The following is a 23152-nucleotide window of genomic DNA, read 5'->3' as shown; positions in this document are numbered from 1 at the left end:
ACAAAGGGCGGCTACGGCCGCCCTTAATCAATGCAGCAGCTAATTATGCCTTTAAGGAACCGGAGGAATCATGACCAAGTCAGAATTGATTGAAAGACTTGCAACCCAGCAACCTCATATTCCCGCGAAAGCGGTTGAAGATGCAGTTAAAGAGATGCTGGAACATATGGCCTCGACTCTTGCGCAGGGCGAGCGTATTGAAATCCGCGGTTTCGGCAGCTTCTCTTTGCATTACCGCGCACCACGCACCGGACGTAATCCGAAGACCGGCGATAAAGTGGATCTGGAAGGGAAATACGTTCCGCACTTTAAACCAGGTAAAGAACTGCGCGATCGCGCCAATATTTACGGTTAAGTTTTTAGCGAGACTTAACGCCGAGAAAAGCACCCAAATGGGTGCTTTTTTCATTTCTGTCCACCTATCCTGGAATCCTCATCCCAGTTAATTTGTACGTTACAACCATCACTAAATGTCTGCGGAACTCAGGTCGTATAACGATAAATTGATGCCAGACAACCGTCGAAGAGTACTGCACACTCCCTGTAACAGGGAGGTGATTGATGAAAATAACAACGGTGAGTATCTGCGCATTACTCGGCATTCTCCCACTCATGCTATTACCTATGCTGCCAGGCATGTTGTGTATCGGCATTGTATTTTGTCTGGCATGTCTGCTCTGTTTTCTCCCCTACAAATATATGCGTTCCGCCGGACTAACCCTGCTGTTTTTTCTTTGGGGAATCCTGGCCGCGAAAGAGGCTATGTGGGCCGGTAATACGCTGCCTGCGAAAACCCAGCAAGCCATTGTGCGGATAACCGGAACTGACAATATGACAACGCACTACGGCCAGATCACTCACCTTCAGGGGAAACGAATCTTTCCTGCGCAAGGAATCGTCTTGTACGGGCAGTATTTACCCGGTGATGTTTGTGCGGGTCAGACATGGGCGATGACGTTGAAAGTCCGCGCTGTACACGGTCAATTAAACGAAGGCGGATTTGATAGCCAGCGTTACGCATTGGCGCAGCATCAACTGCTGACGGGACGATTCTTGCAGGCTTCGGTAATCACACCACAATGCAGTTTGCGTTCGCGGTATCTCGCCTCGCTGAAAACGGAACTCACCGACTATCCCTGGCAGCAGGTCATACTGGGTCTGGGAATGGGGGAGCGCTTGTCTGTGTCACAAGAGGTGAAAACGATTATGCGTGATACCGGTACGGCTCATTTGATGGCTATCTCCGGGCTGCATATTGCGTTTGCTGCATTACTGACCGCAGGATTGATACGTGCTGGACAATTTTTTATGCCAACAAGGTGGATTTGCTGGCAGATGCCATTAGTGGGTGGGATTGTCTGCGCCACATTTTATGCCTGGCTGACGGGGCTGCAACCCCCGGCATTACGAACGGTTGTTGCGCTGCTAGTCTGGGGGGCGCTGAGACTTAGCGGCAGGCAGTGGAGTGGATGGTCGGTCTGGATCTGCTGTCTGGCAGCCATCGTGGTGGTGGATCCTGTTGCTGTTCTTTCGCAAAGCCTATGGTTGTCTGCATCCGCCGTTGCGGCACTGCTGTTCTGGTACCAATGGGTACCGCTCCCGGACTGGTCGCTGTCGCGTGCTGGACGTCAATTTCTGGCGCTGGCGCATCTGCAAATGGGTATTACGCTTCTGCTTTTTCCCGTGCAAATCGCAATGTTTCACGGTTTTAGTCTGACCTCGTTTCTGGCTAATTTGTTTGCCGTCCCTTTGGTCACGTTTGTTTCCGTACCCTTGATATTAGCAGGCATGATCGTGCATTTAGCCGGGACGGTGATGGTTGAATCAAGCCTGTGGTATCTAGCGGATCGTTCTCTGGCGCTGCTATTTTGGGGGCTCAGAAGTCTGCCTCAAGGGTGGATCAATATTGATGCACGCTGGCAATGGCTGGCATTTTTACCCGGAATGATGATTATCGCATGGCGACTAAATATCTTGCGTACGCTACCGGTGGTCTGTTTCTCTGTGCTCCTTTTGCTGAGTGGGCCGCTTTGGCGTGCACCGCGTACTGATGTGTGGCAAGTGCATATGCTGGATGTCGGGCAGGGGCTGGCGATGGTGATCGCGCGAAATGGGAAAGCACTGCTTTACGATACCGGTCTGGCATGGCCTGAAGGCGATAGCGCACAACAGCTGATTATTCCCTGGTTGCGTTGGCATAATCTGGAGCCAGAAGGAATTATTTTAAGCCATGAGCACATGGATCACCGCGGCGGGTTGCACTCCTTACAACAAGCCTGGCCGTCGCTATGGGTAAGAAGTCCGCTGAGCTGGAAAGGTCATCTCCCGTGTTTTCGCGGAGAGCATTGGCAATGGCAAGGGTTAACCTTTAGTGCGCACTGGCCTGTGCGTGGAAATACAGACCAGGGGAATAACCACTCCTGCGTGGTTAAGGTCGATGACGGATATCAGAGTATTCTGCTGACCGGTGATATCGAATCTCCTGCTGAACAAAAAATGCTAAGTCACTATTGGCAGCACCTACAGTCGACGGTGATGCAGGTTCCACATCATGGCAGCAATACTTCATCATCACTGGCACTCATTCAGCGGGTTGACGGGCAGGTCGCACTCGCCTCTGCATCCCGTTACAACGCCTGGCGTCTGCCGTCCTGGAAAGTTAAGCAACGTTATCGGCAACAAAATTATCAATGGCTGGATACCCCCCATCAGGGACAGATTACGCTGGATTTTTATCAAAAAAACTGGCGCATACGCAGCATGCGGGATCAGATTTTACCTCGTTGGTATCATCAGTGGTTTGGCGTGTCGGAGGATAACGGGTAGAATATGCGGCTATTCTAACAAATGCTGGTTTTTTGAATGCATAACGATAAAGATCTCTCTACGTGGCAGACGTTTCGCCGACTATGGCCAACCATAGCGCCTTTTAAATCGGGTCTGATCGTGGCGGGTATAGCGTTAGTCCTTAACGCGGCCAGCGATACCTTCATGTTATCGCTCCTTAAACCATTACTGGATGATGGTTTTGGTAAAACGGATCGCTCGGTGCTGCTGTGGATGCCGCTGGTGGTCATTGGGCTGATGATAGTTCGTGGCTTAACCAGCTATGTCTCCAGCTACTGTATCTCATGGGTGTCAGGCAAAGTGGTCATGACCATGCGCCGCCGCCTGTTTGGCCATATGATGGGCATGCCCGTCTCCTTTTTTGATAAACAGTCTACAGGGACATTGTTATCGCGTATTACCTATGATTCAGAACAGGTTGCGTCATCGTCTTCCGGCGCGCTGATCACCGTGGTGCGTGAAGGGGCCTCAATTATTGGCCTTTTTATCATGATGTTCTATTACAGCTGGCAGCTGTCACTGATCCTGATTGTACTGGCGCCAATTGTGTCAGTGGCAATCCGTGTGGTTTCCAAGCGCTTTCGTAGCATCAGTAAAAACATGCAAAACACCATGGGTCAGGTTACGACCAGTGCGGAGCAGATGCTGAAAGGCCACAAAGAAGTTCTGATTTTTGGTGGTCAGGAAGTCGAAACCAAGCGCTTTGATAAGGTCAGCAACAAGATGCGTTTGCAGGGTATGAAGATGGTTTCCGCTTCTTCTATCTCCGACCCTATCATCCAGCTGATTGCGTCTTTGGCACTGGCCTTCGTGTTATATGCGGCTAGCTTCCCAAGCGTAATGGAAAACCTGACAGCAGGGACAATTACGGTTGTCTTCTCCTCAATGATCGCATTAATGCGTCCGTTGAAATCGCTGACCAACGTCAACGCGCAGTTCCAGCGCGGTATGGCGGCATGCCAGACCTTATTTACGATTCTGGATAGCGAACAGGAGAAAGATGAAGGTAAACGTGTGATCGATCGTGCTACCGGCGATCTCGAGTTCCGCAACGTGACTTTCACTTATCCTGGACGTGAAGTACCGGCTCTACGTAACATCAACCTGAATATTCCAGCGGGTAAAACCGTTGCTCTGGTTGGCCGTTCGGGCTCAGGGAAATCCACTCTCGCCAGCCTGATTACGCGCTTCTACGATATTGATGAAGGGCAGATTCTGATGGACGGACACGATCTGCGCGAATATACCCTGGCATCACTGCGCGATCAGGTTGCGTTGGTTTCGCAGAATGTGCACTTGTTTAACGATACGGTTGCCAACAACATCGCCTACGCGCGTACCGATATGTACAGCCGTGAGCAGATCGAAAAAGCGGCACAGATGGCCTACGCCATGGATTTCATCAACAAGATGGATAATGGCCTGGATACGGTGATTGGTGAAAACGGCGTCCTGCTTTCCGGCGGACAACGTCAGCGTATCGCTATCGCCCGTGCCTTGTTGCGTGACAGCCCAATACTGATCCTTGATGAAGCAACATCGGCTCTTGATACTGAATCTGAACGCGCGATTCAGTCTGCGCTGGATGAGCTACAGAAAAACCGTACTTCTCTGGTCATTGCTCACCGTCTTTCAACCATTGAACAAGCCGACGAAATCATCGTGGTGGAGGATGGTCTGATTGTCGAACGCGGAACCCATAGCGAGCTGATTGAGCAGCGCGGGGTGTATGCGCAATTACACAAAATGCAATTTGGTCAATGATCGCACGTATCTGGTCTGGTGAATCGCCGCTGTGGCGATTGTTACTTCCACTCTCCTGGCTGTATGGCCTGGTGAGTGGCGCGATCCGCTTATGCTACAAGTTGGGGCTTAAACGCGCATGGCGCGCGCCAGTCCCAGTAGTGGTGGTCGGAAACCTTACTGCGGGCGGAAACGGTAAAACGCCGGTGGTGATTTGGTTGGTTGAACAACTGCGACAACGCGGGATTCGCGTGGGTGTGGTGTCGCGTGGTTATGGCGGGAAAGCGACTGCTTACCCGCTGTTGCTAACTGCTGATACTACTACCGCAGAAGCGGGCGATGAACCTGTGCTGATCGCCCAACGTACCGGCGTGCCGGTAGCGGTATCCCCGGTAAGATCGGATGCGGTAAAAGCCATTTTGGCCCAACACGACGTGCAGATTATTGTGACGGACGATGGACTACAGCACTATCGTCTGGCGCGAGATGTTGAAATCGTAGTCATTGACGGCGAACGTCGGTTTGGCAACGGCTGGTGGCTTCCCGCTGGTCCAATGCGGGAACGCGAAGGTCGCCTTAAATCGGTGGATGCGACTATTGTTAACGGTGGCGTTGCGCAACCAGGGGAAATCCCTATGCGACTTGAACCGGGGCTGGCCGTTAATTTACGTACAGGTGAACGCCGTGGTGTGGCGCAATTGTCCAATATTGTCGCCATGGCGGGCATTGGTCATCCACCGCGTTTTTTTGCCACGCTGAAAGCATGTGGTGCTAGCGTGCAAAAAAGCATTGCGCTGGCAGACCATCAGTCTCTGACCTACAGTGACGTCAGTGCGTTTGTAGACGCCGGGCAAACGCTGGTCATGACGGAAAAAGATGCGGTTAAGTGCCGGGAATTTGCCGATGAAAACTGGTGGTATTTACCTGTTGATGCACATTTGTCAGGCGATCGGCCTGATGTATTGCTGAATAGCTTAATCTCGCTGACTCGCTAACTGATTCACGCTGCGGCAGCGAATCATTTATGAGGCCATAAATGTCGTTGCCGCGCCTTTCTCTGACGGATGCCCGTCATCTTCACCTTGCTGCTCAAGGCCTGCTGAAAAAAACACGCCGCCGGGCAACCCCGGCAGATATTCTCGCGACCATTTCGCGCATGTCGTTACTGCAAATCGACACCATCAATATTGTGGCGCGCAGTCCTTACCTGGTGCTGTTTAGTCGTTTAGGCGATTATTCCCCCCAATGGCTGGACGACTCGTTACAGCAGGGCGAACTGATGGAATACTGGGCGCACGAGGCCTGTTTTTTGCCGCGCAGCGATTTTATGCTGATACGTCACCGCATGCTGGCCCCGGAGAATATGGGCTGGAAATATAAAGCGGCGTGGATGAAAGAACATGCGCATGATATTGAGCAACTGCTCCAGCACATCCAGCATAACGGGCCGGTACGCTCAGCTGATTTTGAGCATCCACGCAAAGGGACCAGCGGCTGGTGGGAATGGAAACCGCAGAAGCGTCATCTTGAAGGGTTGTTTACCGCCGGGAAAGTGATGGTCGTGGAACGGCGTAATTTCCAGCGAGTGTATGATTTAACCCATCGCGTCATGCCGCACTGGGACGATGAACGCGACCCACTTTCGCAGGAAGATGCGGAAAGTGTCATGCTGGATAACAGCGCCCGCAGTCTGGGGATTTTCCGCGAACAATGGCTGGCAGACTACTACCGCCTGAAGCGCCCGGCGCTAAAAAACTGGTGCAACGAACGGGCGGAACAGCAGCAGATTATTCCTGTCGACGTTGAAGGGCTGGGAACTTTGTGGCTGCATAGCCACCTTCAGCCGCTGCTTGAACAGGCGCTGGCGGGCAAATTAACGGCGACTCACAGTGCAGTATTATCACCTTTTGATCCGGTGGTCTGGGATCGTAAACGGGCAGAGCAGCTATTCGATTTTAGCTATCGGCTGGAGTGTTACACGCCAGCACCGAAACGTCAGTATGGTTATTTTGTCTTGCCGTTGCTGCATCGTGGACAGTTGGTTGGGCGGATGGATGCCAAAATGCACCGCAAAACAGGTGTGCTGGACGTTATTTCGCTGTGGTTACAGGATGGGGTTAAGCCTGGAGTGACGTTGCAAAAAGGATTGTTTCAGGCGATTGACGATTTTGCCCGCTGGCAACAGGCAACACGCGTGACGCTGGGACGTTATCCTGAAGGTTTATTTGCTGATGCACGCCATGGTTGGGAAATAGACCCAGCCCTTTAAGCGATTATGTTAATATTTACGGATTCACAATCCGGTCCATCTGGAGGAACTATGGATCATCGTCTGCTTGAAATCATTGCCTGCCCGGTATGCAATGGCAAACTCTGGTTTAACCAGGAAAAACAGGAACTGATTTGTAAACTGGATAACCTTGCTTTCCCACTGCGTGATGGCATTCCCGTGTTACTGGAAACCGAGGCCCGCGTTCTGACTGCTGATGAGAGTAAATCATGAGTTTTGTGGTCATTATTCCTGCGCGTTATGCGTCCACACGTCTGCCGGGTAAGCCGTTGCTGGATATCAACGGTAAACCGATGATCGTGCATGTACTGGAGCGTGCGCGTGAATCTGGCGCTGAACGTATCATCGTTGCCACCGATCACGAGGATGTCGCTCGCGCGGTAGAAGCGGTGGGTGGCGAAGTGTGCATGACTCGCGCCGATCACCAGTCTGGTACGGAGCGCCTGGCGGAAGTCGTCGAGAAATGTGGTTTTAGCGATGATACCGTTATTGTGAACGTACAGGGTGATGAGCCGATGATTCCTGCGGTCATTATTCGCCAGGTGGCTGAGAATCTGGCGCAACGTCAGGTCGGTATGGCGACTCTTGCGGCTCCGATTCACAGTGCGGAAGAGGCATTTAATCCGAATGCGGTAAAAGTCGTGTTGGACGCTGAAGGATATGCTCTCTATTTTTCACGCGCGACCATCCCATGGGATCGCGATCGTTTCGCCAAAAGTCTGGAAACGGTGGGGGACACCTTCCTGCGCCATCTGGGCATTTACGGCTATCGCGCCGGTTTTATTCGCCGCTATGTTAACTGGCAGCCTAGCCCGCTTGAGCATATCGAAATGCTGGAGCAGCTGCGAGTGCTGTGGTACGGCGAAAAAATTCACGTTGCCGTCGCAAAAGAAGTCCCGGGTACCGGCGTAGACACTGCCGAAGATCTTGAGCGCGTTCGCGCCGAGATGCATTAGTTTTTCTCACGACACTCCCCCATATTGAGGCGTATTTTTGGGAGGAGTGTCGTATCGTTGCGCTTTCCCTCCACTTTTCTTTTCATCAATTGATCTCATCCGGGTGACATCTGTCTGCACGACGCTCATTATGAAAGCAGTAGCATTTATGAGGGCAATCTGAAATGGAACAGTTGCGTGCCGAACTCAGCCACCTGCTGGGCGAAAAACTCAGTCGTATAGAATGCGTGAATGAAAAAGTGGATACGGCCCTGTGGTCACTGTACGACAGCCAGGGAAATCCGATGCCGCTGATGGCGAGAAGTTTCACCACGCCAGGTATGGCGCAGCAGCTGGCATGGAAAACCTCCATGTTGGCGCGCAGTGGTACGGTGCGAATGCCCGTCATTTATGGGGTCTTAACCCACGAGGAGCATCCCGGTCCCGATGTGCTACTGCTTGAGCGTTTACGTGGCGTGCCGGTGGAAGCGCCAGCCCGAACGCCCGAACGCTGGGAGCATTTAAAAGATCAGATCGTAGAAGGTCTGCTGTCATGGCATCGGCAGGATAGCCGTGGCTGCGTGGGAATGGTGGATAACACGCAAGAGAATATCTGGCCATCCTGGTATCGTCAGCGTGTTGAAGTGTTGTGGACCACGTTAAATCAGTTCAACAATACCGGGCTGACGATGCAGGATAAGCGGATCCTGTTTCGTACCCGTGAGTGTTTGCCCGCTTTATTTGAAGGATTCAATGATAACTGCGTGCTGATCCACGGTAATTTTAGTTTACGTAGCATGCTCAAAGACGCCCGTAGCGATCAGCTTCTGGCGATGGTCGGACCGGGATTGATGCTGTGGGCACCCAGAGAGTATGAATTGTTCCGTTTAATGGATAACGCGCTGGCGGAAAGTCTGCTTTGGCAATACCTGCAACGCGCGCCCGTGGCGGAGTCCTTCATCTGGCGGCGCTGGCTGTATGTGTTATGGGATGAGGTGGCGCAACTGGTCAACACCGGACGTTTTAATCGATCTAACTTTGACCTGGCCACGAAATCACTGCTGCCGTGGCTCGCCTGATGAACATGTGAACGCCTTATCCGGCCTACAATTCTGCGCTGAACACGTAGGCCTGATAAGACGCGTTAGTGTCGCTATCAGGCAACATTCCTGTCAATGTTCCGATCCCTTTAGCCACTGCCAGATTCGCCCCAACGTTTCGTAACCAGCACGATCGCTATGCATCAACCAGACGGGAGAGGGGATCGCGCGCTCCCACGGATTAAGCGGTGAGTCAATCGCTAACTGGTTGGCTGGCGCGGGCAACGGATGTAGTCCGGCTTGTTGGAAGAAAATCATTGCTCGCGGTAAGTGCGATGCGGAGGTCACCAGCAAGAACGGCGCGCTGCCGATGGCCTGCTTAACCGCTGTTGCTTCTTCTTCGGTGTCTTTAGGTTTATCCAGCGTGATGATATCACCGGGCGGCACACCCAGTGACTGCGCTACGCGGGCTCCCGCTTCTGCAGTACTGACGTTATTGCTCTTTGCCGCAGCGCCGGTAAAGATAAGCTTCGATCCCGGGTTAGCACGCCAGAGGCGAATACCTTCATTCAGACGCGGAAGACTGTTGCTGATCAGGTTTGAACTCGGCGCCCACTGTGGATTCCAGGTATACCCTCCGCCCAGCACCACAATGTATTCCACTTTTTGTGTATCCTGCCAGGTTGGATAGCTATCCTCAATCGGTTTCAGCAGACTGTCGGCGACGGGCTGCAAGCTTAGAAGTAACAGTGCCAGCCAACTCAGGCTAATGCACACTTTCCCTGTTTTTTGAAAGCGGCTAAACCAGAGCAGCGCCAGGCCTATACCCATGATAATGAGCATTAGCGGAAGTGGCAGCATCATACCGCCAATCACTTTCTTCAGCGTAAAAAGCATCCTTTTTGGTTCCTTTTTTAACCATACAGCAGGGGATCAGCAGGGATATTACACCAGGAAGGTTCATTCTCGGCGTGGGTGTGACAAAATAGCGGTTTTACTTAGTCACCCTAAAGCCAGCATGTGGAGAGCCCGATGCGGGATCGCAATTTTGATGACATTGCAGAGAAGTTTTCCCGTAACATTTACGGCACCACCAAAGGTCAGCTTCGTCAGACGATCCTCTGGCAGGATCTGGACAAACTTCTTGCCGACTACGCGGGCCAAACGTTGCGTGTGCTTGATGCGGGTGGCGGAGAAGGACAGACAGCCATTCTGATGGCGCAGCGGGGCCATCACGTCACCTTGTGCGATCTTTCTGCTGAGATGGTGGCGCGAGCGCAAAGGGCGGCAGAAGAGCAAGGTGTGAGCGACAACATGCATTTTATACATTGTGCCGCTCAGGACATCCCACAGCATTTGGATTCTCAGGTTGATCTGATATTGTTTCATGCTGTGCTGGAATGGGTGGCCGATCCGCAAGCCGTCTTAAAAACATTGTGGTCGATGTTACGCCCGGGCGGTGCTTTATCGCTGATGTTCTACAATGCAAACGGTCTGTTGATGCGTAATGTGTTGGTCGGTAATTTCGGCTATGTACAGCAGGGAATGTATAAAAAGAAACGGCGCACGTTGTCTCCCGATTTTCCGCGCGACCCTCAGCAGGTCTATGGCTGGCTGGAGGAGATTGGCTGGGAGATAACCGGTAAAACGGGCGTGAGGGTGTTTCATGATTATCTGCGTGATAAACAAAAACAGCATGACTGTTTTGATGCTTTAACAGAAATAGAAACACGTTATTGCCGCCAGGAACCGTATATCAGCCTTGGGCGCTATATTCATGTCACCGCGATTAAACGTCCGGCCCGAGCCGCAGATGCAAGGATAACCTATGAGTGAATTTTCCCAGACAGTCCCCGAACTGGTTGCCTGGGCCAGAAAAAATGACTTCTCCATCTCTCTGCCGGTAGACAGACTTTCGTTCCTGCTGGCGGTCGCCACGTTGAACGGTGAGCGACTTGACGGTGAGATGAGTGAAGGTGAACTGGTGGATGCGTTCCGCCATGTGAGTGATGCGTTTGAGCAAACCAGCGAAACCATCGGCGTCCGCGCCAACAACGCGATCAACGATATGGTGCGTCAACGTCTGCTGAACCGCTTTACCAGCGAGCAGGCTGAAGGCAACGCCATTTACCGTTTAACGCCGCTCGGGATTGGCATCACAGATTACTATATTCGTCAGCGCGAATTCTCTACGCTGCGTCTTTCTATGCAGCTGTCAATTGTGGCAGGCGAACTGAAGCGCGCGGCGGATGCGGCAGCGGAAGGTGGTGATGAGTTCCACTGGCATCGCAACGTCTATGCGCCATTGAAATACTCGGTGGCGGAGATTTTCGACAGTATCGATCTGACCCAGCGCATCATGGATGAACAGCAGCAGCAGGTAAAAGACGACATCGCACAGTTGCTAAACAAAGACTGGCGGGCGGCGATTTCCAGCTGTGAAATGCTGCTGTCTGAAACATCTGGTACGCTGCGTGAGCTGCAAGATACGCTGGAAGCGGCAGGGGATAAGCTGCAGGCTAACCTGTTACGCATCCAGGACGCCACGATGACGCATGACGATTTGCATTTTGTCGATCGGCTGGTGTTTGATTTACAAAGCAAGCTCGACCGCATTATTAGCTGGGGCCAGCAGTCAATTGACTTGTGGATCGGCTACGATCGTCACGTGCATAAATTTATCCGTACCGCGATCGACATGGATAAAAACCGCGTCTTCGCCCAGCGTCTGCGTCAGTCCGTGCAGACCTACTTTGACGACCCATGGGCGCTGACCTATGCCAACGCCGATCGTCTGCTGGATATGCGTGACGAGGAGATGGTGCTGCGTGACGAAGAGGTCACCGGTGAACTTCCGGAAGACCTGGAATATGAAGAATTTAACGAGATCCGTGAGCAGCTGGCGGCGATCATCGAAGAACAGCTGGCTATCTACAAATCCAGACAAACACCACTGGATCTCGGCTTGGTAGTGCGCGAGTATCTGGCGCAATACCCACGTGCGCGTCATTTCGACGTCGCGCGTATTGTTATCGATCAGGCGGTACGCCTTGGCGTAGCGCAAGCAGACTTCACCGGACTGCCAGCCAAATGGCAGCCGATTAATGATTACGGAGCCAAGGTACAGGCGCATGTCATTGACAAATATTGAACAAGTGATGCCGGTAAAGCTGGCGCAGGCGCTGGCGAATCCGTTATTTCCGGCACTGGATAGTGCCTTACGTTCGGGCCGCCATATCGGTCTGGATGAACTGGATAATCATGCCTTCCTGATGGATTTTCAGGAATATTTTGAAGAGTTTTACAGCCGCTATAACGTGGAATTGATCCGTGCGCCGGAAGGGTTCTTCTACCTTCGTCCGCGTTCAACGACGCTCATTCCGCGTTCGGTCCTGTCTGAACTGGACATGATGGTGGGTAAAATTCTTTGCTATCTCTATCTCAGCCCGGAACGCCTGGCGAACGAAGGGATTTTTACCCAGCAAGAGCTGTACGACGAGCTGCTAACGCTGGCAGATGAAGCGAAGTTACTGAAGCTGGTGAACAACCGTTCAACCGGTTCTGACGTTGACCGCCAGAAGCTACAGGAAAAAGTGCGTTCTTCGCTCAACCGCTTGCGCCGCTTAGGCATGGTGTGGTTTCTGGGCCACGACAGCAGCAAATTCCGTATTACGGAATCTGTCTTCCGCTTTGGTGCGGATGTGCGTAGCGGTGACGATCCGCGTGAAGCACAGCGTCGCTTAATTCGTGATGGTGAAGCGATGGCGGTCGAGAACCGTCTGCAGCTCAACGATGAGCCCGAAGAGAATCAGCCGGACAGTGGAGAAGAAGAATAATGATTGAACGCGGTAAATTTCGCTCACTTACGCTGATTAACTGGAATGGTTTTTTTGCCCGTACGTTTGATCTCGATGAGCTGGTCACCACGCTGTCCGGTGGTAACGGTGCGGGTAAATCCACCACCATGGCGGCATTTGTTACGGCGCTCATTCCGGACTTAACCCTGCTGCATTTCCGTAACACCACCGAAGCCGGTGCAACCAGCGGTTCACGTGATAAAGGCCTGCACGGTAAGCTGAAAGCAGGGGTTTGTTATTCAATGCTCGACGTCCTTAATTCGCGTCATCAGCGCGTGGTCGTGGGTGTGCGTCTGCAACAGGTTGCTGGTCGCGATCGCAAAGTGGATATCAAACCGTTTGCCATTCAGGGGCTGCCGATGTCGGTACAGCCAACCCAACTGGTGACGGAAACGCTGAACGAACGCCAGGCGCGCGTACTGTCTCTACCTGAGCTGAAAGAGAAGCTTGATGAGATGGAAGGCGTGCAGTTTAAGCAGTTCAACTCAATAACCGATTATCACTCATTGATGTTCGATCTGGGCATCATTGCCCGTCGTCTGCGCTCTGCGTCCGATCGTAGTAAATTCTACCGTCTGATTGAAGCCTCGCTGTACGGCGGGATCTCCAGCGCCATTACCCGTTCACTGCGTGACTACCTGCTGCCGGAAAACAGCGGCGTACGTAAAGCGTTCCAGGATATGGAAGCCGCGCTGCGTGAAAACCGTATGACGCTGGAAGCGATTCGCGTAACCCAGTCTGACCGCGACCTGTTTAAGCATTTAATCAGTGAAGCGACCAACTATGTGGCCGCAGATTATATGCGCCACGCCAATGAACGTCGCATCCATCTGGATAAAGCACTGGAATATCGTCGTGAACTGTATACCTCGCGCAAGCAGCTGGCGGCAGAGCAGTACAAACACGTGGATATGGCGCGTGAACTGGGTGAACACAACGGTGCGGAAGGCGATCTGGAAGCTGATTACCAGGCCGCGAGCGATCACCTGAATCTGGTGCAAACCGCGCTGCGTCAGCAGGAAAAAATTGAACGCTACGAGGCGGATCTCGAAGAATTGCAGGTCCGTCTTGAAGAACAAAACGAGGTGGTCGCGGAAGCCGTTGACCGCCAGGATGAAAACGAAGCCCGCGCAGAAGCCGCTGAGCTGGAAGTGGATGAGCTGAAAAGCCAGCTTGCCGATTACCAGCAAGCGCTGGACGTCCAGCAAACGCGAGCCATCCAGTATACTCAGGCGATCCAGGCCCTAAACCGGGCGAAAGAGCTCTGCCACTTACCGGACCTGACAGCCGACAGCGCCGCCGAATGGCTGGAGACTTTCCAGGCCAAAGAGCAGGAAGCCACTGAAAAGCTGCTGACGCTAGAACAAAAAATGAGCGTGGCGCAAACCGCGCATAGCCAGTTCGAACAGGCTTATCAGCTGGTGGCGGCTATCAACGGCCCGCTGGCGCGCGGTGAAGCCTGGAGCGTGGCACGTGAACTGCTGCGCGAAGGTGTGGAACAGCGCCATCTGGCGGAACAGGTTCAGCCGTTGCGTATGCGACTGAGCGAACTGGAGCAGCGTCTGCGCGAACAGCAGGATGCCGAGCGTCTGCTGGCCGAATTCTGCAAGCGTCAGGGTAAACAGTTCGATATTGATGAGCTGGAAGCGCTGCACCAGGAGCTGGAAGCACGCATCGCCGCCTTGTCGGACAGCGTCTCGTCTGCCAGCGAACAGCGTATGACGCTGCGTCAGGAGCAGGAACAACTACAATCCCGTATTCAGCATTTGATGAAGCGGGCACCTGTCTGGCTGGCTGCGCAAAATAGCCTGAATCAGCTTAGCGAGCAGTGTGGCGAAGAGTTTACCTCCAGCCAGGACGTGACCGAGTATCTGCAACAATTGCTGGAGCGCGAGCGTGAGGCCATTGTTGAGCGTGATGAAGTCGGTGCACGTAAAAATGCCGTTGATGAAGAGATTGAACGTTTAAGTCAGCCGGGCGGGGCGGAAGATCAGCGTCTGAACGCGCTGGCGGAACGCTTTGGCGGCGTACTGCTGTCAGAAATTTATGATGACGTTAGCCTTGAAGATGCACCGTACTTCTCTGCGCTATACGGTCCTTCGCGTCATGCCATTGTGGTACCGGATCTGTCGCTGATTACCGAACAGCTTGAAGGGCTGACGGATTGCCCGGAAGATCTCTATTTCATCGAAGGGGATCCGCAGTCGTTTGATGACAGCGTCTTCAGCGTTGATGAACTGGAAAATGCGGTGGTGGTGAAAACTGCCGAGCGTCAGTGGCGTTATTCTCGCTTCCCGACGGTGCCTATTTTTGGGCGTGCAGCACGTGAAAGCCGTATCGAAACCCTGCATGCCGAGCGTGAAGGGCTGTCTGAACGTTTCGCCACGCTCTCCTTTGACGTCCAGAAAACCCAACGTCTGCATCAGGCGTTCAGTCGCTTTATCGGCAGCCATCTGTCGGTGGCGTTTGAAGCCGATCCAGAAGCGGAAATTCGCCAACTGAATAGCCGTCGCGTTGAACTGGAACGTGCGCTGACCAATCATGAAAATGATAACCAGCAAAGCCGTATGCAGTTTGAACAGGCGAAAGAGGGTGTCTCTGCGCTGAACCGCCTGCTGCCGCGCTTGAATCTGCTGGCAGATGATACGCTAGCCGATCGCGTAGACGAAATTCGCGAGCGTCTGGATGAAGCTCAGGAAGCCGCGCGTTTTGTACAGCAACATGGCAATCAGTTGGCGAAACTGGAACCTATCGTTTCGGTTCTGCAAAATGACCCTGAGCAGTTTGAACAGCTGAAGGAAGACTATTCGTACTCCCAGCAGATGCAGCGCGATGCGCGTCAGCAGGCTTTTGCGCTGACCGAAGTCGTACAGCGTCGGGCGCACTTTAGTTATTCCGACTCAGCCGAAATGCTGAGCGGCAATAGCGATCTGAACGAAAAATTGCGTGAACGCCTGGAACAGGCGGAAGCCGAACGTACCCGCGCTCGTGAAGCGCTGCGCAGCCACGCCGCACAGTTAAGCCAGTACAACCAGGTCATGGCATCGCTGAAAAGCTCTTTTGACACCAAAAAAGAGCTGCTTAACGATTTACAACGTGAACTGCAGGATATCGGCGTTCGTGCGGACAGCGGTGCCGAAGAGCGCGCGCGTATCCGCCGTGACGAACTGCATGCGCAGCTCAGCAACAACCGTGCACGCCGCAACCAACTTGAGAAAGCACTGACCTTCTGCGAAGCGGAGATGGAAAACCTGACCCGCAGACTGCGCAAGCTGGAACGTGATTATCATGAAATGCGCGAGCAGGTAGTCACCGCCAAAGCCGGCTGGTGTGCAGTCATGCGGATGGTGAAAGATAACGGTGTGGAACGTCGTCTTCACCGCCGCGAGTTGGCCTATCTTTCCGGTGACGAACTGCGTTCGATGTCGGATAAGGCGCTCGGTGCGCTACGTCTGGCGGTTGCGGATAACGAGCACCTGCGCGATGTGTTGCGTCTGTCTGAAGATCCAAAACGTCCAGAGCGCAAAATTCAGTTCTTCGTCGCGGTTTACCAGCATCTGCGTGAACGTATTCGCCAGGATATTATTCGTACCGATGATCCGGTGGAAGCCATTGAACAGATGGAGATTGAGCTGAGCCGTCTGACGGAAGAGTTAACCTCACGTGAACAGAAGCTGGCGATCAGCTCACGCAGCGTGGCGAATATTATTCGTAAGACCATTCAGCGTGAACAGAACCGTATTCGCATGCTGAACCAGGGGCTGCAAAGCGTGTCGTTTGGCCAGGTCAACAGCGTTCGCCTGAACGTCAATGTGCGTGAAACACATGCTACCTTGCTGGACGTACTTTCAGAGCAGCATGAACAGCATCAGGATCTGTTTAACAGCAATCGCCTGACCTTCTCAGAAGCGCTGGCGAAGCTGTATCAGCGTCTGAATCCGCAGATAGACATGGGGCAACGCACGCCGCAAACCATTGGTGAAGAGCTGCTGGATTATCGTAACTATCTGGAAATGGAAGTTGAGGTTAACCGTGGCTCTGACGGCTGGCTGCGTGCTGAGTCTGGTGCGTTGTCAACGGGTGAAGCGATCGGGACCGGGATGTCTATTCTGGTGATGGTGGTGCAAAGCTGGGAAGATGAAGGCCGCAGATTGCGCGGGAAAGATATCTCTCCTTGCCGACTGCTGTTCCTTGATGAAGCTGCACGACTCGATGCGCGTTCTATTGCGACCTTGTTTGAGCTGTGTGAGCGTTTGCAGATGCAGCTGATTATCGCTGCGCCGGAAAACATCAGCCCAGAGAAAGGCACCACCTACAAACTGGTGCGTAAAGTCTTCCAGAACACCGAACACGTTCACGTGGTGGGGCTGCGCGGATTTGCGCCTCAGTTACCGGAACCGCTGCCGGGGACTGAAGATGCCTCCTCGCAGGCAAGCTAAGTAATAAGTATAAAGGCGGCTACATGGCCGCCTTATTTTTTTCCGAAAAGACTTCATGCCTGGTGTAATTTCTTTAGACTTCTTTACATTAGGTTAGGCAAAAAGTTTTTGATGTTTATATACTAAAGGTGAGCCTAACGCGTCACAGGCTTGCTCGTCATACTTCAGTTTGTATTGGCGTTTTACAGGTCCGACCCTCGTTAGAATAAAGGGGAATACAGACGGCCTGGCTATTCAGAGTATGATAAAGAAAACAGGGGGCAAGGGATGTTGCTTAATAAAATGTGTGGTCGTCGGCTGTCGGCAATTAGTTTGTGCCTGGCCGTAACATTCGCTCCACTGTTCAATGCTCAGGCCGATGAGCCTGAAATGATCCCTGGCGATAGCTCTGCGACCGTCAGTGAACAGCCAACAGCGTTATCGCAGCCGCAGGTTCAATCTTCTGCGACGGCTATCATGGCGGGTATTCAACCGCTGCCAGAAGGCGTGTCTGTTGATAAAGCCCGCGCCGAAATACACTCTCAGCTGCCAGCAGGTTATACGCCGGTTTACATGAGCCAGCTGGAACTGCTGTATGCCGCACGCGAAATGAAGCCGATGTGGGAAAATCGTGATGCGGTAAAGGCATTTCAGCAACAGTTAGCCGAGGTCGCAATTGCCGGCTTTCAGCCGCAGTTCACTACCTGGGTTGCACTTCTGACTGACCCGGCAGTAACCGGTCAGGCGAGAGACATCGTGCTCTCTGATGCGATGATGGGGTATCTGCACTTTATCGCTAACATCCCTGTCAAAGGTAATCGCTGGCTTTACAGCGATAAGCCCTATGCGCTAACGACGCCGCCGATTTCCGTCATCAACCAGTGGCAGGTCGCACTGGATAACGGTCAACTGACTTCATTTGTGGCCAGCCTTGCGCCTCAACATCCGCAGTATGCAGCCATGCATGAATCACTGCTCAAGCTGGTGGGCGATACACGTCCCTGGCCACAGCTCACCAGTACAGCAACGCTGCGTCCGGGGGAGTGGAGTAATGACATCCCCGCGCTGCGTGAAATTTTGCGTCGAACCGGGATGCTGGAGCCTGCCGTCAGTACGTCTGGCAAAGAAGGGCGTGGTACCTACGATCGTGAATTGGTTGATGCGGTAAAGCGTTTTCAGACGTGGCAGGGACTTGGCGCAGATGGCGCGATTGGCCCTGCGACGCGTGACTGGCTGAACGTGACGCCTGCTCAGCGTGCGGGCGTGCTGGCGTTAAATATTCAGCGCTTGCGCCTGCTGCCGAGTGAGCTGTCTACCGGTATCATGGTGAACATTCCTGCCTATTCGCTGGTTTATTATCAGAATGGCAATCAGGTGCTGGCCTCGCGCGTTATTGTCGGGCGTCCCGATCGTAAAACGCCGATGATGAGCAGTGCGCTAAATAACGTGGTCGTTAACCCACCGTGGAACGTTCCGCCGACGCTGGCACGTAAAGATATTCTGCCTAAGTTATGGAATGATCCGGGATATCTTGAACGTCACGGCTATACCGTAATGCGCGGCTGGAACAGTAAAGAGACGATAGATCCGTGGCAGGTTGACTGGGCGACCATCACTGCGTCCAATCTGCCGTTCCGCTTTCAGCAGGCTCCGGGTGCACGTAACTCGCTCGGCCGCTATAAATTCAATATGCCGAGTTCGGACGCTATTTATCTGCACGATACGCCGAACCACAATCTGTTCCAGAAAGATACGCGGGCGCTAAGCTCCGGATGCGTACGTGTGAACAAGGCATCTGAGCTGGCGAATATGCTGCTACAGGATGCGGGTTGGAATGATACGCGCATCTCGGATGCCCTGAAGCAAGGGGATACGCGGTATGTGAATATTCGCCAGAATATTCCGGTCAACCTCTACTATCTGACCGCATTTGTCGGCCCTGATGGGCGCACGCAGTATCGTACAGATATTTACAATTACGATCTGACAGCGCGATCCAGCGCACAAATTGTGTCAAAAGCCGAGCAATTAATCAGATAAATGAAGCAGTTCGAGGAAAATGATTGTCGTAAGTTATGCTGGAAACGGGGCAAAATGGCTGTGAGCCCCGTATTTCCTGGGGTTGGGAGCCTTGACGTGGACTACTTAGCCAGATAAGGTTTCCCGCGTGCGCTAGAGCATACATACGATAACATTGACCTTGTAGACCTTAATACCATGGACAAATTTGACGCTAATCGCCGCAAACTGCTGGCGCTTGGTGGTATTGCCCTCGGCGCTGCCATCTTGCCTACGCCTGCGTTTGCAACACTCTCTACCCCACGTCCGCGTATATTGACTCTGAATAACCTGCATACCGGTGAGTCAATAAAAGCAGAGTTTTTTGATGGCAGGGGCTATATTCAGGACGAATTAGCAAAACTTAACCACTTTTTCCGTGATTTTCGGGCCAATAAAGTGAAATCCATTGACCCGGGACTGTTTGATCAACTCTTCCGTCTGCAGGGCCTGCTGGGCACGCGTAAACCCGTACAGCTGATCTCAGGCTATCGCTCTATCGATACCAATAATGAACTCCGTGCACGTAGCCGTGGTGTGGCCAAGAAAAGCTACCACACTAAAGGTCAGGCCATGGATTTCCATATTGAAGGCATCGCATTAAGTAATATTCGCAAAGCTGCGTTATCTATGCGCGCAGGTGGTGTAGGATACTACCCCAGCAGTAACTTTGTGCATATTGACACCGGCCCTGCACGGCACTGGTGATCCATAAGCTTAATGAAACAGGAGCTGTATGAACTATCGTATTATTCCGGTCACTGCCTTCGCCCAGAACTGCTCGTTAATCTGGTGTGAGCAAACTCGTCTGGCCGCGCTGGTCGATCCCGGCGGCGATGCCGAGAAAATCAAACAGGAAGTGGATGCCAGCGGTCTGACGCTAATGCAGATCCTGCTTACTCACGGTCATCTTGACCATGTTGGAGCGGCGGCTGAACTGGCACAGCATTATGGTGTACCGGTTATTGGCCCGGAAAAAGAAGATGAGTTCTGGTTACAGGGACTCCCTGCTCAGAGCCGCATGTTTGGCCTGGGAGATTGTGAGCCGCTGACGCCCGATCGCTGGTTGAATGAAGGTGACCGGATAAGCGTTGGCAACGTGACGTTACAGGTTCTGCATTGTCCGGGTCATACACCGGGACATGTGGTCTTCTTTGATGAGCAATCAAAATTACTGATTTCTGGTGATGTGATTTTCAAAGGCGGCGTAGGGCGCAGCGATTTTCCTCGCGGAGATCATAGCCAACTGATCGATTCGATTAAACGTAAACTTTTGCCGTTGGGCGATGATGTGACGTTTATTCCGGGTCACGGCCCACTTTCTACGCTGGGTAACGAACGGCTACATAACCCGTTCCTGCAGGATGAAATGCCTGTCTGGTAATATCTCAGATAAACAAAAGGCCGCTATTGCGGCCTTTTTTGTGCGCGATAGATTACAGTACTGCGACAATCGCTTCGCACAGCGGCGCCATATTATCTGGCGTCATTCCTGCCACGTTTACGCGTCCGGAAGCGACGGCATAGACGCCAAATTCTTCACGCAGACGCAGAACCTGTTCTTTGGTCAGGCCGCTGAATGAGAACATGCCGTTCTGTTTGATGATAAAGCTGAAGTCGCGGTTTGCACCTTTCTCCTGCAGCGTATTCACGAACAGTAGACGCATGCGCTGAATGCGCTGGCGCATATCAGTCAGTTCCTGTTCCCAGATGGCACGCAGCGCATCGTTGCTCAGAATCGTGGCCACTACGGATGCACCGTGTGCTGGTGGGTTGGAATAGTTAGCGCGAATGGCTGATTTCATCTGGCTGAACGCACGGTCAACGGTTTCAGTATCGGCAGCAACCAGCGTACAGGCGCCTACACGCTCATTGTACAGTCCAAAGTTCTTGGAGTAGGAGCTGGCAACGATCAGCTCTTTGTGCAGAGCCGCAAATGCGCGCAGACCTTCTGCATCTTCTTCCAGGCCACGGGCAAAACCCTGGTATGCGAAGTCGAACAGCGGTAACCAACCTTTTTCGACAGACATCTGAGCCAGCGTTTGCCACTGTTCCAGCGTAGGATCGATGCCGGTAGGGTTATGGCAGCAGCCGTGGAATAGCACCACGTCGCCAGCCTGCGCTTCGCTGAGGCTTGCCAGCAGCGCATCAAAATCTAACGAGTGGTTTGCTGCATCGTAATAGTTGTATTCACAAACTTCCAGGCCTGCAGAGTTAAAGACGCTCTTATGGTTCGGCCAGCTTGGATTGCTCACCCATACGCGTTTAGCCGACGTATTTTTTGCCAGGAAATCAGCTGCCACACGCAGTGCACCAGTGCCGCCAGGGGTCTGTGCTGTACGTGCGCGTTTGTCGTTGATCAGCGAACTTTCTTTACCAAACAGTAATTCCTGAGTGCAGCGACCAAACTCTGGAATACCGTCAATGCCAAGGTAATTTTTGGTGGTTTCATTTTCCAGTATATATTGCTCGGCTTTTTTAACGCTGGTCAGCACCGGCGTTTTGCCTGTCTCATCTTTATATACACCGATCCCGAGGTTTATTTTTCCAGGGCGGTCATCGGCACGAAACAAATCAGCCAGACCCAAAATGGGGTCGGCAGGAGCGGCGGTAATGTTCTCAAACATGACGAGGTTCCATAGTGATTACAGAAGGGAAGTCCGCTATCAGGTTAACGGTAGATTTACAAAATGCCAACCGTTACTGACGAAAAGCTGAGGTGTTTTTTTAAGACGCAAGAATTCGCTAGCAGATATAAAAAAACAGGACCGAAGTCCTGTTTTATAGGCATTTAACAAAGAGGTCTGCTATTAGAACTGGTAAACGATACCGACTGCTACGGTGTCGTCAGAGTTCACGCCCAGTTTGTTATCAGAGTCGATCTGGTTGATCTGGTAGTCAACATAGGTGGACATGTTTTTGTTGAAGTAGTAGGTAGCGCCTACTTCAATGTAGTCAACCAGATCTTCGTTACCCACGCCTTCTACGTCTTTCGCTTTAGATTTGTTGTAGGAGAGGGATGGACGCAGACCGAAATCGAACTGGTACTGAGCGACAACAAAGAAATCTTCAGTTTTGTTGGCGAAGCCACTGTTTCCGGCACCTGAGATGCGAGTTGCGTTACGGGTTTCACCGTAGTTCGCTGCCAGGTAGATGTTGTTAGCATCGTATTTAACGCCAGTTGCCCACTGCTCAGCTTTTTTGCCGCCGTTGCCGTAGAAAGAGTTTTCCTGCGCGTTGGTGCGGTCAGCAGCGCCGTATGCACCGACGATACCGAAGCCATCCATTTCGTAGCTTACAGAACCGCCAACGCCGTCACCGTTAGAACGACCGGTATTGCCATCACGCTCGTTTTTACCCAGATACTGGATACCGAAGTTCAGGCCGTCAACCAGACCGAAGAAGTTAGAGTTACGGTAGGTTGCAACACCACCCACACGGCCAACGAAGAAGTTGTCGCTGTATGCGGTATCACCACCAAATTCTGGCAGCATATCGGTGTAACCCAGTGCATCGTAAACGATACCGTAGTTACGACCGTAGTCGAAAGAGCCCAGATCGGCATATTTCAGACCAGCAAATGCCAGACGGGTTTTGTTGCCGTTCTGAGCGTCACTGCCGCCTTCAGAGTTATTACCGGCAAAGTTGTATTCCCACTGACCGTAACCGGACAGATCGGAATTAATCTGAGTTTCCCCTTTGAAACCAAGACGGGCATAAGTCTGATCGCCATCGTTGCCAGCGTTATCAGAAAAATAGTGCAGACCTACGGTTTTACCGTATACATCCAGCTTGTTGCCATCTTTGTTATAAACTTCTGCAGCGTTAGCTGCCCCGGCTACCAGCAGAGCAGGGATAACCACTGCCAGAATATTGCGCTTCATCATTATTTATTACCCTCATCGGTTTTTATATGACACCTGCCACTGCCGCCAATAAATTCCGTCAATCAAAATTTACGGAA

At 52.5% G+C, this 23152-nt stretch carries 18 protein-coding genes; 15 read left to right on the top strand and 3 right to left on the bottom strand.

Features of this window, described 5'->3' with window-relative positions:
- Positions 1-70 precede the first annotated feature (70 nt).
- From ihfB to BZK40_RS15495, 8 genes are all read left to right on the top strand, one after another.
- On the top strand, positions 71-355 hold the full coding sequence (gene ihfB / locus BZK40_RS15530; RefSeq protein WP_003035780.1) for an integration host factor subunit beta: 285 nt from the start codon (positions 71-73) through the stop codon (positions 353-355).
- 206 nt (positions 356-561) lie between these two features.
- Positions 562-2826, top strand: a complete 2265-nt coding sequence (locus tag BZK40_RS15525; RefSeq protein ID WP_079934928.1) for a ComEC family protein — start codon at positions 562-564, stop codon at positions 2824-2826.
- A gap of 36 nt (positions 2827-2862) precedes the next feature.
- Positions 2863-4611: a lipid A ABC transporter ATP-binding protein/permease MsbA gene (gene msbA, locus BZK40_RS15520; RefSeq protein ID WP_079934927.1), complete on the top strand. Its 1749-nt coding sequence runs from the start codon at positions 2863-2865 to the stop codon at positions 4609-4611.
- The gene (gene lpxK / locus BZK40_RS15515; RefSeq protein WP_079934926.1) at positions 4608-5585 is read left to right on the top strand and encodes a tetraacyldisaccharide 4'-kinase; all 978 of its coding nucleotides are present in this window, start codon (positions 4608-4610) and stop codon (positions 5583-5585) included. Before msbA ends, lpxK begins: the two co-directional genes overlap by 4 nt.
- 41 nt (positions 5586-5626) lie before the next feature.
- On the top strand, positions 5627-6859 hold the full coding sequence (locus BZK40_RS15510) for a winged helix-turn-helix domain-containing protein (RefSeq protein WP_048235713.1): 1233 nt from the start codon (positions 5627-5629) through the stop codon (positions 6857-6859).
- A gap of 51 nt (positions 6860-6910) precedes the next feature.
- The gene (gene ycaR, locus BZK40_RS15505) at positions 6911-7093 is read left to right on the top strand and encodes a protein YcaR (RefSeq protein ID WP_003035793.1); all 183 of its coding nucleotides are present in this window, start codon (positions 6911-6913) and stop codon (positions 7091-7093) included.
- Positions 7090-7836, top strand: a complete 747-nt coding sequence (kdsB, locus tag BZK40_RS15500; protein WP_003831932.1) for a 3-deoxy-manno-octulosonate cytidylyltransferase — start codon at positions 7090-7092, stop codon at positions 7834-7836. The genes ycaR and kdsB overlap by 4 nt, the downstream gene beginning before the upstream one ends.
- Before the next feature lie 164 nt (positions 7837-8000).
- The gene (locus tag BZK40_RS15495) at positions 8001-8894 is read left to right on the top strand and encodes a YcbJ family phosphotransferase (protein ID WP_003831934.1); all 894 of its coding nucleotides are present in this window, start codon (positions 8001-8003) and stop codon (positions 8892-8894) included.
- Between the two features lie 93 nt (positions 8895-8987).
- Here BZK40_RS15495 and elyC read toward each other — a convergent pair whose 3' ends face one another.
- Positions 8988-9752: an envelope biogenesis factor ElyC gene (elyC, locus tag BZK40_RS15490; protein ID WP_057067095.1), complete on the bottom strand. Its 765-nt coding sequence runs from the start codon at positions 9750-9752 to the stop codon at positions 8988-8990.
- Positions 9753-9887: 135 nt separating this feature from the next.
- Here elyC and cmoM point away from each other — a divergent pair, with 135 nt between their 5' ends.
- The 7 genes from cmoM (at position 9888) to BZK40_RS15455 (ending at position 20572) form a co-directional block, all read left to right on the top strand.
- Positions 9888-10691, top strand: coding sequence for a tRNA uridine 5-oxyacetic acid(34) methyltransferase CmoM (gene cmoM / locus BZK40_RS15485; RefSeq protein ID WP_003035803.1), 804 nt, complete (start codon positions 9888-9890; stop codon positions 10689-10691).
- Positions 10684-12006 (top strand): chromosome partition protein MukF, encoded by a 1323-nt coding sequence (gene mukF, locus BZK40_RS15480; protein WP_003831939.1) that lies wholly within the window; start codon positions 10684-10686, stop codon positions 12004-12006. The genes cmoM and mukF overlap by 8 nt, the downstream gene beginning before the upstream one ends.
- On the top strand, positions 11987-12691 hold the full coding sequence (gene mukE, locus BZK40_RS15475) for a chromosome partition protein MukE (RefSeq protein ID WP_003035809.1): 705 nt from the start codon (positions 11987-11989) through the stop codon (positions 12689-12691). Before mukF ends, mukE begins: the two co-directional genes overlap by 20 nt.
- A complete protein-coding gene (gene mukB / locus BZK40_RS15470; RefSeq protein WP_079934925.1) occupies positions 12691-17151 on the top strand; it encodes a chromosome partition protein MukB in 4461 nt (1486 codons plus the stop codon). The genes mukE and mukB overlap by 1 nt, the downstream gene beginning before the upstream one ends.
- A gap of 267 nt (positions 17152-17418) precedes the next feature.
- Positions 17419-19170 carry a L,D-transpeptidase gene (gene ldtD, locus BZK40_RS15465; RefSeq protein WP_032942892.1) on the top strand — a complete coding sequence of 584 codons (1752 nt, stop codon included), beginning with the start codon at positions 17419-17421 and terminating at the stop codon, positions 19168-19170.
- A gap of 177 nt (positions 19171-19347) precedes the next feature.
- Positions 19348-19896: a peptidoglycan L,D-endopeptidase MepK gene (gene mepK / locus BZK40_RS15460; protein WP_003831948.1), complete on the top strand. Its 549-nt coding sequence runs from the start codon at positions 19348-19350 to the stop codon at positions 19894-19896.
- A 28-nt stretch (positions 19897-19924) separates the two neighbouring features.
- Positions 19925-20572 carry an MBL fold metallo-hydrolase gene (locus BZK40_RS15455; RefSeq protein ID WP_003831949.1) on the top strand — a complete coding sequence of 216 codons (648 nt, stop codon included), beginning with the start codon at positions 19925-19927 and terminating at the stop codon, positions 20570-20572.
- A gap of 52 nt (positions 20573-20624) precedes the next feature.
- Here BZK40_RS15455 and aspC read toward each other — a convergent pair whose 3' ends face one another.
- On the bottom strand, positions 20625-21815 hold the full coding sequence (gene aspC / locus BZK40_RS15450; RefSeq protein ID WP_048235707.1) for an aspartate transaminase: 1191 nt from the start codon (positions 21813-21815) through the stop codon (positions 20625-20627).
- A gap of 183 nt (positions 21816-21998) precedes the next feature.
- On the bottom strand, positions 21999-23075 hold the full coding sequence (gene ompF / locus BZK40_RS15445; RefSeq protein WP_079934924.1) for a porin OmpF: 1077 nt from the start codon (positions 23073-23075) through the stop codon (positions 21999-22001).
- Between the last annotated feature and the right edge of the window lie 77 nt (positions 23076-23152).

Source organism: Citrobacter portucalensis, from assembly GCF_002042885.1.
Taxonomy (GTDB): Bacteria; Pseudomonadota; Gammaproteobacteria; order Enterobacterales; family Enterobacteriaceae; genus Citrobacter; species Citrobacter portucalensis.
Note: the sequence above shows the minus strand (reverse complement) of the source record. Positions and strands in the feature narration are given on the sequence as shown.

Excerpts from the sequence above, each read along its gene's own strand:
- ihfB (WP_003035780.1), top strand. The coding sequence starts at position 71 with ATGACCAAGTCAGAATTGATTGAAAGACTTGCAACCCAGCAACCTCAT.
- BZK40_RS15525 (WP_079934928.1), top strand. The coding sequence starts at position 562 with ATGAAAATAACAACGGTGAGTATCTGCGCATTACTCGGCATTCTCCCA.
- msbA (WP_079934927.1), top strand. The coding sequence starts at position 2,863 with ATGCATAACGATAAAGATCTCTCTACGTGGCAGACGTTTCGCCGACTA.
- lpxK (WP_079934926.1), top strand. The coding sequence starts at position 4,608 with ATGATCGCACGTATCTGGTCTGGTGAATCGCCGCTGTGGCGATTGTTA.
- BZK40_RS15510 (WP_048235713.1), top strand. The coding sequence starts at position 5,627 with ATGTCGTTGCCGCGCCTTTCTCTGACGGATGCCCGTCATCTTCACCTT.
- ycaR (WP_003035793.1), top strand. The coding sequence starts at position 6,911 with ATGGATCATCGTCTGCTTGAAATCATTGCCTGCCCGGTATGCAATGGC.
- kdsB (WP_003831932.1), top strand. The coding sequence starts at position 7,090 with ATGAGTTTTGTGGTCATTATTCCTGCGCGTTATGCGTCCACACGTCTG.
- BZK40_RS15495 (WP_003831934.1), top strand. The coding sequence starts at position 8,001 with ATGGAACAGTTGCGTGCCGAACTCAGCCACCTGCTGGGCGAAAAACTC.
- elyC (WP_057067095.1), bottom strand. The coding sequence starts at position 9,752 with ATGCTTTTTACGCTGAAGAAAGTGATTGGCGGTATGATGCTGCCACTT.
- cmoM (WP_003035803.1), top strand. The coding sequence starts at position 9,888 with ATGCGGGATCGCAATTTTGATGACATTGCAGAGAAGTTTTCCCGTAAC.
- mukF (WP_003831939.1), top strand. The coding sequence starts at position 10,684 with ATGAGTGAATTTTCCCAGACAGTCCCCGAACTGGTTGCCTGGGCCAGA.
- mukE (WP_003035809.1), top strand. The coding sequence starts at position 11,987 with ATGTCATTGACAAATATTGAACAAGTGATGCCGGTAAAGCTGGCGCAG.
- mukB (WP_079934925.1), top strand. The coding sequence starts at position 12,691 with ATGATTGAACGCGGTAAATTTCGCTCACTTACGCTGATTAACTGGAAT.
- ldtD (WP_032942892.1), top strand. The coding sequence starts at position 17,419 with ATGTTGCTTAATAAAATGTGTGGTCGTCGGCTGTCGGCAATTAGTTTG.
- mepK (WP_003831948.1), top strand. The coding sequence starts at position 19,348 with ATGGACAAATTTGACGCTAATCGCCGCAAACTGCTGGCGCTTGGTGGT.
- BZK40_RS15455 (WP_003831949.1), top strand. The coding sequence starts at position 19,925 with ATGAACTATCGTATTATTCCGGTCACTGCCTTCGCCCAGAACTGCTCG.
- aspC (WP_048235707.1), bottom strand. The coding sequence starts at position 21,815 with ATGTTTGAGAACATTACCGCCGCTCCTGCCGACCCCATTTTGGGTCTG.
- ompF (WP_079934924.1), bottom strand. The coding sequence starts at position 23,075 with ATGATGAAGCGCAATATTCTGGCAGTGGTTATCCCTGCTCTGCTGGTA.